This window comes from Actinoplanes sp. NPDC051475 (assembly GCF_040689425.1).
GTDB lineage: Bacteria > Actinomycetota > Actinomycetes > Mycobacteriales > Micromonosporaceae > Actinoplanes.
In genome coordinates, this window is the sequence record NZ_JBFAZZ010000002.1 from 153,072 (window position 1) to 166,909 (window position 13,838).

The following is a 13,838-nucleotide window of genomic DNA, read 5'->3' on the forward strand; positions in this document are numbered from 1 at the left end:
GGCGATGAACCCGTGCCCGGCTAAGTAATTACACCGCCACGCTGGTGTACTGCTTGCCGCCCTCGGTGACCACACGTACCGAAGCCACCTGGTCCGGTGGCACCAGCGCGCTGCCGTCGAGGGTCGTACCGTCGGCCGCGCCGGTCGCCGAGACGACCCAGCTTCCGGCCAGGATCGCCGTACCGTCGCGGGCCACGACCTCGAGCCGGCACCGCTCACCCGCCGGGATCCCCGAGACCGCGGCCTTGACCCGCACCCAGCCGGGCGCCGGCGCGACCGCGACCGTGATCCGGGCCTTGGTGACCGGATCCACCGCGGTCGCCGTCTTGGTTCCGGGCGCGGTGGTCGGCACGGACTGCGTCGGCACCGGTTGAGCCTTCGGCGGCGCCGTGGAGTGACCGACCACGACACCGGAGGCGACGGACAGCCCTACCACTACCGCTGCGGCGGCTCCCACCAGCGCCGTGCGCCGATGCCGCCTCCCGGCCGACTCGTTCCTGATCTGCCGCAGCGTGCGCTGCAACAGCAGATCGGCGTCGTCCGGTGGCCCGTCCAGCAGCATCGCCTCGGGCACGGCCTCGAGCGCCATCGTCCACTCCCGCAGGGACTCCACCTCGGCCCGGCACTCATCACAGCCGGCGAGATGCTCCTCGACCTCGCGGATCTGGTCCGCGTCCAACGACTTCGTCAGGTAGCCGGCGAGGTCCACGTGATTCGTCTTCATGAGGCAGACCGTTCCGTTCCGGCGGGGCTCAGCGACTTGAGGTCGCGTAACGCCCGGAGTGCGTAGAAGGATCGCGACTTGACCGTTCCCGGCGGGATGCCGAGCGTCCTGGCGGCCTCCGTCACCGTGCTGCCCTGCAGATACAACTGCTCGAGGACCTCACGGTGCTCGGCGGAGAGCCGGCTCAGCGCGTCCACCACCACCATCGAGTTGACCACCCGTTCGGCGTGGTCGTCGTCCGACGCCACGTCCACCGGGCTCTCCCGCACCTCGGGGGCGCGGGCGTTGCGGGCCCGGATCTGGTCGGTGACGATGTTGCGGATCACGGTGAGCAACCATCCGCGTACCGAACCCTTTCCGTTCACCAGGCTGTCCGGGTGCCGCCATGCGCGGACCAGGGCCTCCTGGACGACATCCTCGGCAGCCGCGCGGTCGCGGGTCAGCTGCGTCGCGTACGCGAGCATTGCCCGCCCGTGTTCCTCGAACAACGACCTGACCAGTGCCTCATCGGCCACCTCCCGGCGACGTTGGAGCCTCAACCCCGGCATCTCTTCCCCCACCCGGCGGTCCATCTGCCGAGGCTGGCCGGACGGAGCGCTGTTCCGGCCACCCTCGACCCCCGTTTCGTCGGTCTGACTCTCCTCACACGTACGCCCCTTCGATCCGGTTCAAAGAATGTCGAGTGAACCGGATCGGCGGGTGACCCGTGTGATGGGGGTCCGCTTCACCGACAGGGGGAATCATGAAGCGCACCAACATCGTGTCCGCGGCGATCGCCGTCACCGGCGTGCTCGGCCTCACCGCCTGCGCCCCGCCGGCGGAGCGCACCGCCACCGACGTCGCGGCGGTGGTGGCCGAGCAGACCGCCCCGCCGACCGCCGACGCGCCCCCGGAGAGCGGCCGTGGGCCGGCGCCGGAACTCGCGGGGGTGGAGACGCCGGATCCGCCGACCGCGCCCATACCCGAGCCGACCGTCGCGAAGACCCAGAAATGGGTGAAAATCTACAGCGGTGGGTCGAAGAAAGACGTGACCCCGCCGCGGAGCATCCGTACGGGCAGCAAGACGGTCGAGCTCAACGCCACCGAGAACGCGCAGATCGGCACCTACGTCACCGACGGCGCCGGCCGCACCCTCTACCGCTTCGACAAGGACGACAACAAGCCGCCGAAGGCCACCTGCAACGGCGACTGCGCCAAGGCCTGGCCGCCGCTGCTGATCAAGTCGCCCGGCAAGATCTTCCCCAAGGGCATCGACCCCAAGATTCTCGGGTACGTCGAACGCGCCGACGGACACTGCCAGGTGACCATCAACGGCTGGCCGGTGTACTACTTCGCCAAGGACGAGAAGCCGGGCGACATCCTCGGACAGGGCGTCAACGGCACCTGGTTCGCCGTGAACCCCGAGGGCGGCAAGACCAAGCCGCTGCCGGACGCGATCCAGCCCGCGCCCGAGAACCAGGGTGGCGAGGGCGGCGACGCTCCCGCGGACCCCGGCTACTGACAGCTCCGGCCCCACGATCTCGAGCCGTGGCACCGCGAACGCCGACACGGGACAGCCGCCACCCGGCTGCGCGGGCACCAGATGCGCGCGATGGTCGTCACTGTCGATCCGGCGCCCGTCCCAGCACCCGGGGAAGTCGAAGATCCGCAGCACGCGCTGTCCCGCCCGGCACAGCGGATAGCGCAGACTCCGCCGCCGTTCCTCGCCCGCGCAGGACGACGTTCTCGATGGCGACGTAGTCGGGCCCCAGCCGGGGTGTCGTGACGCGGGCGGCCCCGATCGCCAGCCCGGCGAGCACGATCGCCAGGGTCGCCGCGACCACCCGCCGCCGGCCCCGCGCGTCCGCCATGACCTCACCATACGCACGCGTCAGATCGTCCACCGTGGTGCAAAACCCGACAGATGCCTATGGGTCGGCGGCGCCGGCACGGACCATGGACACATCGAAGGTCTTGCGTATCGGGCACGGGATTTACTTGACGACCGAACTGTCGATACTGGGGAACATGGCGGACCGGATCTCGGGTGACCGCCGGCTTCCCGTGCCGGTCACCGCGTACGGCCCGCTGCACCTGCTCGCCTCCCACGTGCACCGGCTCGCCAACACCGGACGGGCGCAGGAGGCACTGGCTGCGGCCGACGCCTTTCTGGCCATCGCCGACGCGGTCGACGACATCCGGACGGCCCGCTTCCTGGTCCAGGGCAAGATGTACGCCCTGCTCGCCCTCGGTCGCAGCACCGAGGCACACCCGTACGGCGTGGCGCTGCTGCACGCCCAGCGCCGGGCCGGGTCGGGGCCGGGCGAGGCCAAGGCGCTCTGCGACCTCGCCCAGATCAACGTGCTTACCGGCCACTACGTCGACGGGATGCGCAACCTCGCCCGGGCCGGGGTGCTGCTCGACGCGGGCACGGCGGACGACGACCGGCACCGTTCGGCGCTGTGCTCGTTCGCGGAGGCGGCCACCGCGGCGGAGCTGTACGAGTCCGCCGCCGACGCGTACGAGCACCTGCGGCACCGCTCTACCTCGTTCGACCTGGTGCACGCGATGACGCTGCTGTATTGGGGACTGCGGCTGGCGCACGTGGGGCGTACCGAAGAAGCCCGTACCCGGTTGCGCCGCAGCGCGGAGATCACCCGGGAGCGGCTCGACGACCAGCCCGACCCGACCGTCACCGCCGTGCACGCCCTCGCGCTGGCCAAGCTCGGCGAGACGACGGTGGCCGAGAAGCTCGCGCGCTCGGTGGTCGTGGAGTTGCGGGCGGCGGGCACCCATCAGTACGCCCGGATGGCCCACCTCGCCCTCGGCATCAGCCTGCGGGCGCACGGCTTACTGGCCGAGTCGCGGCGCGAGTTCATCGCCGCCCGCGACCTGACCGAGCCCGGTGCACGCCCCGACGAGCTTCCGATCATCCGCTTCGAGCTGGCGCTGACCGCGCTCGAACTCGACGACGGCCGGCCGAGCCGGGACCTCTTCGAGGTGGTCGAGGGGCAGGTGCGGGAGCTGTGGCAGCTACGGTTGCAGCGGTTGGCGATGCTGCGGCAGGCCCGCCAGCGCGAGGAGACCGAAACGGCCCGCGCGCACGCCGAGCGCGAGGTCCTCCGCGACCCGCTGACCGGCCTGGGCAACCGCCGCCGGTTCGACGTCCTGCTCGACGGCGTCTCGCCCGTCGCCGAGGAGCCGCTCACGCTACTGCTCATCGACGTCGACCATTTCAAGGCGGTGAACGACGCGTATTCGCACAGCGCCGGCGACGAGGCGCTGCGGCAGGTGGCGGCGATCCTGCGGGCGCACTGCCGGGCGGAGGACGAGGCGGTCCGCTACGCCGGTGACGAGTTCGTCATCTTCCTGCGCGGCGACGTCCGGGCCGGCGGCGAGGTCGGCGAGCGCATCCGTACGGCCGTGGCGCGGACCGAGATCATCACCAGCGTCCGGATGACGGTCAGCGTCGGCGTGGCCGTCTGGCGGCCAGGCATGACGGGTGACCAGCTCTTCCGCGCCGCGGACGAGCGGCTCTACGCCGCCAAGTGGAGCGGCCGGAACACCACCGCGGTCTGACTACAGCGGGAACACCACGTTCGAGCGCCCGCTGTACGGGTGCCGCGTCCCGTCCCGCTCGTGACCGGTGTGCGGCGCGTCCAGCCACACCACGTACGGGACGCCCGAGGACAGCCCGGTGATCGTGGCGGTGACGGTGCACCCGGTGGCCGCGGGAACCTTCTGCCACGTGTACGGGTTCTGGTTGCCCGCCTTCAGGGGCTGCTTGACGGCGGTGATGCGGTAGTCGGAGTCGTACTGCCGCGGCCAGGTGACGGTCAGCTTGCCGGCGCCCGGGGTGACCTCGAGGGGGATCAGGACCGGTTCGATGGTCCAGTCGTCGACGCACTCGGCGGGCGCCGCCGGCAGGAAGGACACCGGCGGCAGCGCGGGCGACGGGGAGCCGCTGTGGCTGACCTTCGGCGTGGGCGTGGGACTACCGCTGCTCACCACGATCCAATTGCCGCCGCCCGCCGCGGGCGTCGCGCTCGCCGAGGCGCCGGGGGTACCCGTCGCCGAGCTCAGCCCGAGCACGCCGCAGCCGCCCACCGCGAGGGGCAGGGCGAGGACAGGCAGCAGGAGCTTGAGGAGACGCATGCCTTCCGGATCGGCTTCTTTCCGCGCTGGATTAGCCCCTGTCGGTCATGCCTTGAAAAGCTGGTGGCCGGCCATCTCGAGGCCGTCCTGGCCGACCGCGATCCGGGTACGCAGCCCGGTCTCGTCGCTCAGCACCAGGCCGGCGTCGTCCCGGCTGTACGTGCCCCGCGCGCTACGACGGCGCCCCGCCACCTTGCCCTCGTACGACCAGTCCTCGGCCAGGCAGAGCCGCACCGTGCCGTCGGCGTTGCGCCAGAAGCCGGCGAAGCCCTCCGGCGGGCCGGCGGGGCGCGGCAGGAAGCCGCCGTCGATCTTGTCGGCGCCGCCGAAGGCAAGGGCCAGCAGTGACGCGGTCGAGAAGATCGTCGCGTCGACGTGGTCGATTCGCATGGTGCTCCGGGGGGGTCGTACGTGGGCGGGGACCTTTCCTTTCGGCCGCCTTGACCTCAGCTTGAGACTTCCGGTGGGCATTGACGGTTAACAATTTTTCTACTTTATTAACTGTTAACACCCTTCACGCGAGAGGGGACATCCCCATGCACCACCGGAAGTGGATCGCGGCCGCGGTCATCGCCGCCACCGCCGCCCTGCAACTCCAGACGACCGGCGCCGCCCTGGCGGCGACGGTCTGCAACCGCTACTGCGACGGCCGTGACCCCGCGCTCTCCCCCGGCGACCGGGTTCCCGTCAGCACCGCCCTGTACGGCCGCACCTTCAAGGTCCACGTCGACGACACCGACGCCATGATCTGGGCGTCGGTGGAGAACGGGCAGCCCGGCGACCAGGTGTGGCTGGACCGCTCCTTCGACGGCGGCCGCACGTGGAACGGCGACAGCCGGCTCGGCGACACCTCAATCCCGGCCGGTGCCGCCGGGTGGCGCACGGCCATGTACAACGTCGACGACTGGAACGCCCGGGGCGTCGGCGTGCTCCGGGCCTGCGGCAAGGCCGGCGACCGACCGGAGTTGGCCTGCACCGCCTGGTCCCGCAGCACCTGGAATGCCTGGGACCGCCGGACGGCCGCCGCCACCGCGCTGATGATGCGTTACGACCGCGGCACCGGCCTCTTCGACTCCAACGGATGGTGGACCGGGGCCAACGCGCTCACCGCCCTCATCGACACCAGCCGCATCACCGGCATGCACAGCTACGACTACGCGATCGCCGGCACGTACGACAAGCAGATCAACGCGGCGCAGGGGCAGTTCCGCAACGACTACCTCGACGACAGCGGGTGGTGGGGGCTGGCCTGGGTCGCCGCGTACGACCGCACCGGCGAGAGCCGCTATCTGAGCACCGCTCGCGCCGACGCCGACCACATGCACGCGTACTGGGACACCGCCCGGTGCGGCGGGGGCGTGTACTGGAACACCGGCGGCACGGCGAAGAACGCCATCACCAACAGCCTCTACATCCAGCTCAACGCGGCACTGTCCCAGCGAATCGGCGGCGACACCGTCTATCGGGGCCGGGCCCAGGCGGGCTGGGCATGGTTCCGGGGCAGCGGCATGATCAACAGCTCGAACCTGGTCAACGACGGCATCAACCTCAGCACCTGCCGCAACAACGGCGACGTCACCTGGACGTACAACCAGGGAGTGCTGATCAACGCGCTGGTCCAGTTGAACAAGCTCACCGGGGACGCCGATGCGCTCGCCGTCGCGCGCCGGGTCGGGGACGCGGCGACGAGCAGCACGTACCTGAACGTCAGCGGGATCCTGCACGAGCCGAACGAGCCGGACCAGTGCAGCGGGGACGGGGTGTCGTTCAAGGGCGCCTTCGTCCGCGGGCTGGGGGTGCTCAATGCGGTGGCCGGGCGCCCGTACGACGCGTACCTGCGCCGGCAGGCCGACTCCGCGTACGGGAAGGACCGGAACACCTTCGACGCGTACGGCAGCCACTGGGCCGGCCCCTACCTCGGCACCAACCACAGCTGTCAGCACAGTGTTCTTGACCTCATGAACGCGGCTCCGTAGGCGTAATGCTCATCCGGCGACCGTCCGAGCCGATCGTGCGAGGAAACGTCCCGCCGCGAGAGGAGAGCCATGACCGCCCAGCCCCGCACGCTCGTGCGGGACCGGCGGCTGCCGCTGATCCTCCGGGCGCTGGCGGTCGCCGGTGCCGCGTGGCTGCTGCTCGTGTTCACCGCCGACGGCACCCTGCCGCTCGGCGTGGCCACCGGCGCGGCCGTGGCGCTCACCGCGCTCGTGATCGCCCGCCAGCTGAACGGCCTGCGCCGCAACGACCGGGTGCTCGAGCGCCTCGACGCCAACATGCTCGAGCTGCGGCACCAGGAGCAGCGTTTCCGCCTGCTGGTGCAGAACTCCACCGACGTGGTGACCATCACCGACGCCGACGGGCGGCTGGCGTACGTCAGCCCGGCCGTCCGGCGCGTGCTCGGCAGCGATCCCGCCACGGTGATCGGCACGAACCTCGGGCACCGGATGCACCCGGACGACCGGACCGCCGTCGCCGGGCACATGAGCCGGATCGCCGTCTACCCCGGCGCCACGACGACCTACCGGGTACGCCTGGCGCACGCGGACGGTTCGTACCGGACGCTCGAGGTGATCAGCGCCAACCTGGTCGACGAGCCGGGCGTGGCGGGCATCGTCAGCAACTGCCGGGACGTCACCGAGACGGTCGAGGCGCACGAGCGGCTCAGCTACGAGGCGAGCCACGACGTGCTCACGGGCCTCGCCAACCGGGCGCTGTTCGGCGAGCGGCTCGCGGCGGCGGTGGCCCGCAGGGAAAGGGGCCAGCGGCTGAGCATCGTGCTGGTCGACCTCGACGACTTCAAGACCGTCAACGACACGCTCGGGCACGCCTGCGGAGACGAGCTGCTCATCGCGGTTGCCGAGCGGATGCGGGCCGGCGTACGCCCGACCGACACGGTGGCCCGCCTCGGCGGCGACGAGTTCGCGATCCTCTTCGAGGGGCTGGGCGGCCGCGACGTCGACCGGGTGCTGGAGCGCATCACGGAGGCGCTGGCCATCCCGATGGAGGCCGAGGGGCACCTGCTGGCCGTCCGCGCGAGCTTCGGCGTCGTCGACGGACGCGGCGGCGACGACGCCGGCAACCTGCTGCGCCAGGCCGACATCGCCATGTACGAGGCGAAGGAGCGTGGCGGAGGCCGCTTCCAGCGCTACCGTCCCGGTTCGGAGGCCCGCGGGGCCGAACGCCGCCGGATCACGACCGCGCTGACCGCCGCGCTGGAGCACGACGAGCTCGTCCTGCACTACCAGCCCGTGGTCGCCCTCCCGGAGGGACGCCTCACCGGGGTCGAGGCCCTCGTCCGCTGGGCGCACCCCGAGCGCGGGCTGCTCGCTCCGGGCGAGTTCATCCCCGGCGCCGAGCTGACCGGGATGATCGTGCCGATCGGCCGCTGGGTGCTGCGCGAGGCGTGCCGTCAGGCCGCGGCGTGGATCGCCGAGCTGGGCGATCAGGCCCCCGGTTCGATGTCGGTGAACGCCTCGGCGCGCCAGCTCCAGGACGCCTCGTTCGCCGCGGACGTGGCGGCCGCGCTGCGGGAGACGGGCCTCGAGGCCGGCCGCCTGACCATCGAGATCACCGAGTCGACCGCGGTCGGCGGCGGGGCCACCGCGGAGACGCTGCGGACCCTGCGCGCGATGGGCGTCCGGCTGTCGCTGGACGACTTCGGCACCGGCGCCTCGACGCTCAGCCTGCTGGCGAACTGCCCGGTGGACCAGATCAAGCTCGACCGGTCGTTCGCGCCGGTGCCGGGTCCGGATGCCATCGCCGGAGCGGTGCTGCAGATCGCCCGTGCGATGGGGGTGGAGGCCGTCGCCGAGGGCGTCGAGACCCTGGCGCAGGCGGAGAAGCTGGGTGATCTCGGCTACGTCCGCGCGCAGGGCTTCCACTTCGCCCGGCCCATGGCGCCGGAGCAGATCGCGGCGGCCATCATGGCGCCGGCGGAGTGCCTCGCAATGCCGTCGTGACGGAGTCCACGAGCTTCTCGAGGTAGTCGTCGTCGATCGGGGTACGCGCGACTGCGAGCCGCCAGTACAGCGGGCCGAGCATGAGGTCGACCGCGAGCTCCGGATCGGTCCCCGCGGGCAGCTCGCCCCGCTCGACGGCCTGCCCGACGATCTTCTCGCCGACCGCGAGCTGGTGGGTGCGCAGGGCGCGCTGGAGCGTCTCGGCGATCTTGGGAGTCCGCGCGGTCTCGGCCATCAGGTCGGGGATGATCTGCGAGGCGATGCGGTGCTGCAGCGCCTTGCTGACGATGAACATCAACAGCTGCAGATCCGTGGCGAAACTTCCGGTGTCCGGCATCGGCACGCTACGCTCCGCCACACCGGAGACGATCTCCAGTACCATCTCCAGCTTGTTGCTCCACCGGCGGTACACAGCCGTCTTGCCGACCCCGGCCCGGCGCGCCACCGCCTCGATGGAGAGCCGGCCGTAGCCGACCTCGGCCAGCTCGTGCATCACTGCGTTCCGGATGGCCGCGGTGATGTCACCACGGAGCACCGCCGCTCCGGCCGGTGCACGTTTCGCTGTCGCCACGAGGACACTATACGCGAGGACGCAACGGTTGCGTTTCGACGTCGGGTCGGATAAATTCGGGCCAACGTCGATACGATGGCGTTTCATCGCGACAGACTGTTTAGTGTGTTCCCGCGGAAGTCACCCAGGTCCCCGACCCCTGACGGACCGACCAGATCGGAGCGCCACCCCATGTCTCAGACGGCGGTCGCCGATTCCGACACCGGCACCCCTCTGCGGGAGCTCGCCCGCCGGCACGGCCTGAGCGCGGCCGGCAAGCTGCCGGGCCTGGCCGCCTACACGCGGCAGCTGTGGTCGTACCGGCACTTCATCGCCTCGTACGCGAATGCCAAGGTCATGTCGTCGCTGGGCAAGACCCGGCTCGGGATGGTCTGGCAGGTGCTGACGCCGCTGATCAACGCGGCTGTCTACTACGTGATCTTCGGGCTCGTCCTCAGCACGGCGCGGGGCGTCGACAACTTCATCGCCTACCTCTGCACCGGCGTGTTCGTCTTCCAGTTCACCCAGTCGGTGGTACAGGCGGGCATCCAGGCGATCAGCGGAAACCTCGGGCTCATCCGGGCCCTGCACTTCCCGCGTGCGAGCCTGCCGCTCGCGATCACCATGGTCGAGGTCCGCAACATGCTGGCCTCGGTCGCGGTCCTGATGGTCATCGTCGGCATCCGCGAACCGATCACCTTCGAGTGGCTGCTCGTCGTGCCGATCTTCCTCCTCCAGTCGGTCTTCAACGCCGGCCTCGCCATGGCCGCCGCCCGGCTCGGTTCCAAGGTCGCCGACTTCAAGCAGCTCGTGCCGTTCATCATGCGGATCTGGCTGTACGGCTCCGCCGTGCTCTACCCGGTCTCCAAGTTCGCCGACAAGCTGGACGGCTGGAAGCTCGCGGTCGTCGAGGCCAACCCGCTGCTCGTCTTCATCGACCTGATGCGCCACGCCCTGATGGAGGACGTGCAGCTCGCCAACTCGCCGCTCGTGCTGTGGCTGGAGGCCATCGGCTGGACGATCGTGGTGGGCATCGGCGGCTACGTCTACTTCTGGCGCGGAGAGAAGGGCTACGGCCGTGGCTGACCAGCGCGAACCCACCGTGATCGTGGACGACGCGCACGTCGTCTACCGGGTCCACCAGGCCGGCAGCGCCGGTACGGGCAGCCCGCTCGCCAGCTTCAAGCGGATCGTCACCGGCTCCAAGCCGGCCACGCTGCGGGAGGTGCACGCGATCAAGGGGGTGAGCTTCGTCGCGTACAAGGGCGAGGCGATCGGCCTGATCGGCACCAACGGCTCGGGCAAGTCCACCCTGCTGCGCGCGATCGCGGGCCTGCTGCCGGTCGAGAAGGGCGCCGTCTACGCGGCCGGCCAGCCGTCGCTGCTCGGCGTCAACGCGGCGCTGATGAACGACCTCCCCGGCGAGCGCAACGTCGTGCTGGGCTGTCTCGCCATGGGCATGTCACCGGCCCAGGTGAAGGCCCAGGTCAAGGACATCATCGACTTCTCCGGCATCAACGAGCGCGGCGACTTCAGCTCGTTGCCGATGCGGACGTACTCGTCCGGCATGGCCGCTCGGCTGCGTTTCTCGATCGCGGCCGCCAAGAAGCACGACGTGCTGCTGATCGACGAGGCGCTGGCCACCGGCGACGCCAAGTTCCGCAAGCGCAGCGAGCAGCGGGTCCGCGACCTGCGCGCCGAGGCCGGCACCGTCTTCCTGGTCAGCCACAGCGAGCAGTCGATCCGGGACACCTGCGAGCGCTGCATCTGGCTGGAGTCCGGGCTGATCCGCGGCGACGGCCCCACCGACGAGGTGCTCAAGGAGTACGAGGCCTACGTCAAGAAGTGACGCAGGCCCCGGACGTCATCTCATCGACAGGTGCACGTGGTTCGTGTGGTCGCTGGACGGATCGCCGTTGCCCCGGGTGTACGCCTTCCACCCGCTGCTCGGCAGCCAGATCCGCCGGAACCAGATGACGTAGAGCACACCCAGCCGGCTCGCGTTGTTGATGAAGTAGTTCGCCAGCCGGTTGCCGTAGTCGCGGCTGCTGCCCGACGCGATGCCACCGAAGCCGCCCCGGTCGGCCGCGAAGTCGCAGGCCCGGCCCTGGGGATGCTCACCGCTGTTCTGGTGGCGGAAGCAGGCGACGAAATGGGTGAAGCCGTCGGCCTTGGCCTCCTTCATGGCGTGCAGCGTCCGCGGGGTGATGCACCCGGTGGTGGTCGGGTCGTTGACGGTGCAGGACTCATTCGGTAGCGAGCCGTCGGAGTTGCGGGGCGCGGCGGCGGCGCGTGAGCTGGAGCCCCCGCCGGTGGAGCCGCTGCCACCACCGTCGTCCGCGGCCGTCGTGGTGGCGTTGTGTGCCTTCAGCGCGCCCTCGGCCTGCGTCTTGCGCTTGGCCATGATGGTGAGCTGCTTCTGCTGGTCGCGGATCGACGCGTCGATCGCCAGCTTCGCCTGCTCCTGCCGGGCCCGTGCGTCCTTCAGGTCGCGGATCGCGCGGTCCTGCTTCACCGCGACCGTCTCCAGGGTCTGGGCCCGGTCCAGCATGCTGCCGGTGGAGTCGGCGGTGAGCAGGGCGGTCATCGGGCCCAGCCGGCCGGTCCGGTACGACCTGCGCACGATCTCGTCGAGCGCGCCCTGCTTGGGGCCGAGCTCGGTGTCGATCTCCTTGAGCTTGGCGACGAGCTCCTGCTGGCGCTTCTTCGAGCGGTCGAGCGCCTCCTTGGCTTCGACGAAGCCCTTCGACGCCGCCTCGAGCTGCTCGACGAGGGACTTGGAGCCGCCCTCCCCGTCGTCGCCGGAATCTCCCGGCGCGGCGAGCGGGCGGGGCGCCGCGGTGGCCGCGGCCGGGGCGACGAGCGCCAGCCCCGAGGTGGCGACGAGGACCGCGAGCAGGGTCGCTAATCGCCGGCGGACAGGGTCGAGCCTCACGTGCGTTCCTTCCGTCGGCCGCCGGTCGGGTTAGCTGACGGGTTCGGGACGGAAGTGATCCCTACCGCAGGAGCTGCGGATTCACCCCATTACCGGATGGGTCCCCGGCTCGCCTTTCGGCGATTAGGCGGCGGTTCCGTGATGGAACCGTGACGAACGATACCCACGGTTTTCCGCAATCGACAGGTGTCGCACTCTGTGCGGTCATCCGAACACACGGCGTCAGTTTCCGCGGGCTGTCATTCCATCGAGTGGTAACGCAAAGTCGTTGGGAGGTAACGCTTTTGCCGATGTCGCGCCCGGTGATGAGCGGCCCGGAGTCAGGTAAGCTTTCCGCCGGTCACTGCCAAGGAAGGCACCGCCCCCAAGGTGCCGGCAGACCACCGCTCAATCGCCGTGAGGCGAATCGGGGAACCACCTGGTAATGGGGTGAATCCGCTGAACAAGCGGTAGGGATCGCTTCCGTCCCGAACCCGTCAGCTAACCCGGTCGGCGGCAACACGGAAGGAAACTGGATGACGGCAAGACCCCGCCGGTGGCTGGTCCTCGCCCTGGCATCGCTCACTGCGGTCACCCTGATCGCAGCCCCCGGCGCGCCCGCGAGTGCGGCGCCGGGCGGCGGGAACTCGTCGACTGCCGACGACGGCGACGACAATCCCATGCTCAACGACGTGCTGGACAACACGGGCCGGCGCTACCTGGCGGCCAAGTCGGCGGTCGCGAAGTCGACCAAGAGCCAGCTGGCCCTCGCCCTCAAGGTCAAGGACGCGGAGGCCACGCGGGACGCCCTGCTGCCCGAGGTGGGCGCGGTGGCGGCGCAGCAGTACCGCACGGGCGGCCTCACCACCATGGGCTTCCTGCTCAACGTCCGCTCGCCCGACGCGTTCATCGACAAGGCGGTCTCGCTCGAGGAGATCAACGACCTCAACGACAACAAGCTGCGCCAGCTCGACGCTGCCATCAACGACGTCGCCACCGCGAAGGCGCGCCTCGACCAGGAGGTCAAGGCGCAGAAGCAGAACCTCGAGCTGATGACGAAGCAGAAGGAGTCCGCCGAGAAGGCCCTCGACCTGGTCGGCGGCAAGACGGTGACCGGCGGCTTCGTGCTGGCCAAGTCCCGGGTGGCGGCGCCCGCGCCCCGCAACGCGGACGGGGAGTTCGGCCCGCTGCCGTGCAACGTCGACGACCCGACCACGAGCGGCTGCATCACGGCGCGCACGCTGCACATGTACCAAGAGGTGAAGAAGGCCGGATTCAACCGCTTCGTAGGTTGTCACCGCGACGGCGGCCCGTTCGAGCACCCGAAGGGCCGCGCCTGCGACTGGTCCCTGCAGAAGAGCGGCTTCTCACCCTGGCACAACCAGGACACCCGCGAGTACGGCAACAACCTGATGGCGTTCGCGGTCCGCAACGCCGACCGGCTGGGCATCCTGTACGTCATCTGGAACCGCATGATCTGGTTCCCGGCGACGGGCTGGAAGACGTATCACGGACCGTCCAACCACACGGACCACGTGCACATCTCGATGCTGTAGC

Annotated in this window: 14 protein-coding genes and 2 riboswitches; of the genes, 7 read left to right on the forward strand and 7 right to left on the reverse strand. The window is 70.3% G+C overall.

What is annotated here, in order from left to right:
* Positions 1–28: 28 nt before the first annotated feature.
* Together AB0368_RS05225 and AB0368_RS05230 are read right to left on the reverse strand one after the other, a co-directional pair.
* Positions 29–724: a zf-HC2 domain-containing protein gene (locus AB0368_RS05225; protein ID WP_366152525.1), complete on the reverse strand. Its 696-nt coding sequence runs from the start codon at positions 722–724 to the stop codon at positions 29–31.
* Positions 721–1,272, reverse strand: coding sequence for a sigma-70 family RNA polymerase sigma factor (locus AB0368_RS05230; RefSeq protein ID WP_366152904.1), 552 nt, complete (start codon positions 1,270–1,272; stop codon positions 721–723). The genes AB0368_RS05225 and AB0368_RS05230 overlap by 4 nt, the downstream gene beginning before the upstream one ends.
* A gap of 194 nt (positions 1,273–1,466) precedes the next feature.
* On the opposite strand from AB0368_RS05230, the gene AB0368_RS05235 reads away from it, so the two are divergent.
* Positions 1,467–2,225, forward strand: a complete 759-nt coding sequence (locus tag AB0368_RS05235; RefSeq protein ID WP_366152526.1) for a hypothetical protein — start codon at positions 1,467–1,469, stop codon at positions 2,223–2,225.
* Between the two features lie 97 nt (positions 2,226–2,322).
* Here the strand turns inward: AB0368_RS05235 and AB0368_RS05240 are convergent, their stop codons facing one another.
* Positions 2,323–2,574, reverse strand: a complete 252-nt coding sequence (locus AB0368_RS05240; RefSeq protein WP_366152527.1) for a hypothetical protein — start codon at positions 2,572–2,574, stop codon at positions 2,323–2,325.
* 157 nt (positions 2,575–2,731) lie between these two features.
* Here AB0368_RS05240 and AB0368_RS05245 point away from each other — a divergent pair, with 157 nt between their 5' ends.
* The gene (locus AB0368_RS05245) at positions 2,732–4,282 is read left to right on the forward strand and encodes a GGDEF domain-containing protein (RefSeq protein WP_366152528.1); all 1,551 of its coding nucleotides are present in this window, start codon (positions 2,732–2,734) and stop codon (positions 4,280–4,282) included.
* Here AB0368_RS05245 and AB0368_RS05250 read toward each other — a convergent pair whose 3' ends face one another.
* The gene (locus tag AB0368_RS05250; protein ID WP_366152529.1) at positions 4,283–4,858 is read right to left on the reverse strand and encodes a hypothetical protein; all 576 of its coding nucleotides are present in this window, start codon (positions 4,856–4,858) and stop codon (positions 4,283–4,285) included.
* A gap of 45 nt (positions 4,859–4,903) precedes the next feature.
* On the reverse strand, positions 4,904–5,248 hold the full coding sequence (locus AB0368_RS05255; RefSeq protein ID WP_366152530.1) for a hypothetical protein: 345 nt from the start codon (positions 5,246–5,248) through the stop codon (positions 4,904–4,906).
* A 146-nt stretch (positions 5,249–5,394) separates the two neighbouring features.
* On the opposite strand from AB0368_RS05255, the gene AB0368_RS05260 reads away from it, so the two are divergent.
* Both AB0368_RS05260 and AB0368_RS05265 read left to right on the forward strand, forming a co-directional pair.
* Positions 5,395–6,834, forward strand: a complete 1,440-nt coding sequence (locus AB0368_RS05260; protein WP_366152531.1) for a glycoside hydrolase family 76 protein — start codon at positions 5,395–5,397, stop codon at positions 6,832–6,834.
* 69 nt (positions 6,835–6,903) lie between these two features.
* Positions 6,904–8,817: an EAL domain-containing protein gene (locus AB0368_RS05265; RefSeq protein ID WP_366152532.1), complete on the forward strand. Its 1,914-nt coding sequence runs from the start codon at positions 6,904–6,906 to the stop codon at positions 8,815–8,817.
* Here the strand turns inward: AB0368_RS05265 and AB0368_RS05270 are convergent.
* The gene (locus tag AB0368_RS05270) at positions 8,780–9,388 is read right to left on the reverse strand and encodes a TetR/AcrR family transcriptional regulator (RefSeq protein ID WP_366152533.1); all 609 of its coding nucleotides are present in this window, start codon (positions 9,386–9,388) and stop codon (positions 8,780–8,782) included. The two genes, AB0368_RS05265 and AB0368_RS05270, sit on opposite strands and share 38 nt — an antisense overlap.
* 171 nt (positions 9,389–9,559) lie before the next feature.
* On the opposite strand from AB0368_RS05270, the gene AB0368_RS05275 reads away from it, so the two are divergent.
* Together AB0368_RS05275 and AB0368_RS05280 are read left to right on the forward strand one after the other, a co-directional pair.
* The gene (locus AB0368_RS05275; protein ID WP_366152534.1) at positions 9,560–10,453 is read left to right on the forward strand and encodes an ABC transporter permease; all 894 of its coding nucleotides are present in this window, start codon (positions 9,560–9,562) and stop codon (positions 10,451–10,453) included.
* Entirely contained in the window at positions 10,446–11,216 is a 771-nt protein-coding gene (locus tag AB0368_RS05280; protein ID WP_366152535.1) for an ABC transporter ATP-binding protein, read from the forward strand. The genes AB0368_RS05275 and AB0368_RS05280 overlap by 8 nt, the downstream gene beginning before the upstream one ends.
* Positions 11,217–11,231: 15 nt before the next feature.
* Here AB0368_RS05280 and AB0368_RS05285 read toward each other — a convergent pair whose 3' ends face one another.
* Entirely contained in the window at positions 11,232–12,302 is a 1,071-nt protein-coding gene (locus AB0368_RS05285; RefSeq protein WP_366152536.1) for a hypothetical protein, read from the reverse strand.
* A gap of 3 nt (positions 12,303–12,305) precedes the next feature.
* Positions 12,306–12,442, reverse strand: a riboswitch (cyclic di-AMP (ydaO/yuaA leader).
* A 234-nt stretch (positions 12,443–12,676) separates the two neighbouring features.
* Positions 12,677–12,813: riboswitch (cyclic di-AMP (ydaO/yuaA leader) on the forward strand.
* Positions 12,814–12,817: 4 nt separating this feature from the next.
* Here AB0368_RS05285 and AB0368_RS05290 point away from each other — a divergent pair.
* Positions 12,818–13,837, forward strand: coding sequence for a hypothetical protein (locus AB0368_RS05290; RefSeq protein WP_366152537.1), 1,020 nt, complete (start codon positions 12,818–12,820; stop codon positions 13,835–13,837).
* The last annotated feature ends 1 nt before the right edge of the window (position 13,838 follow it).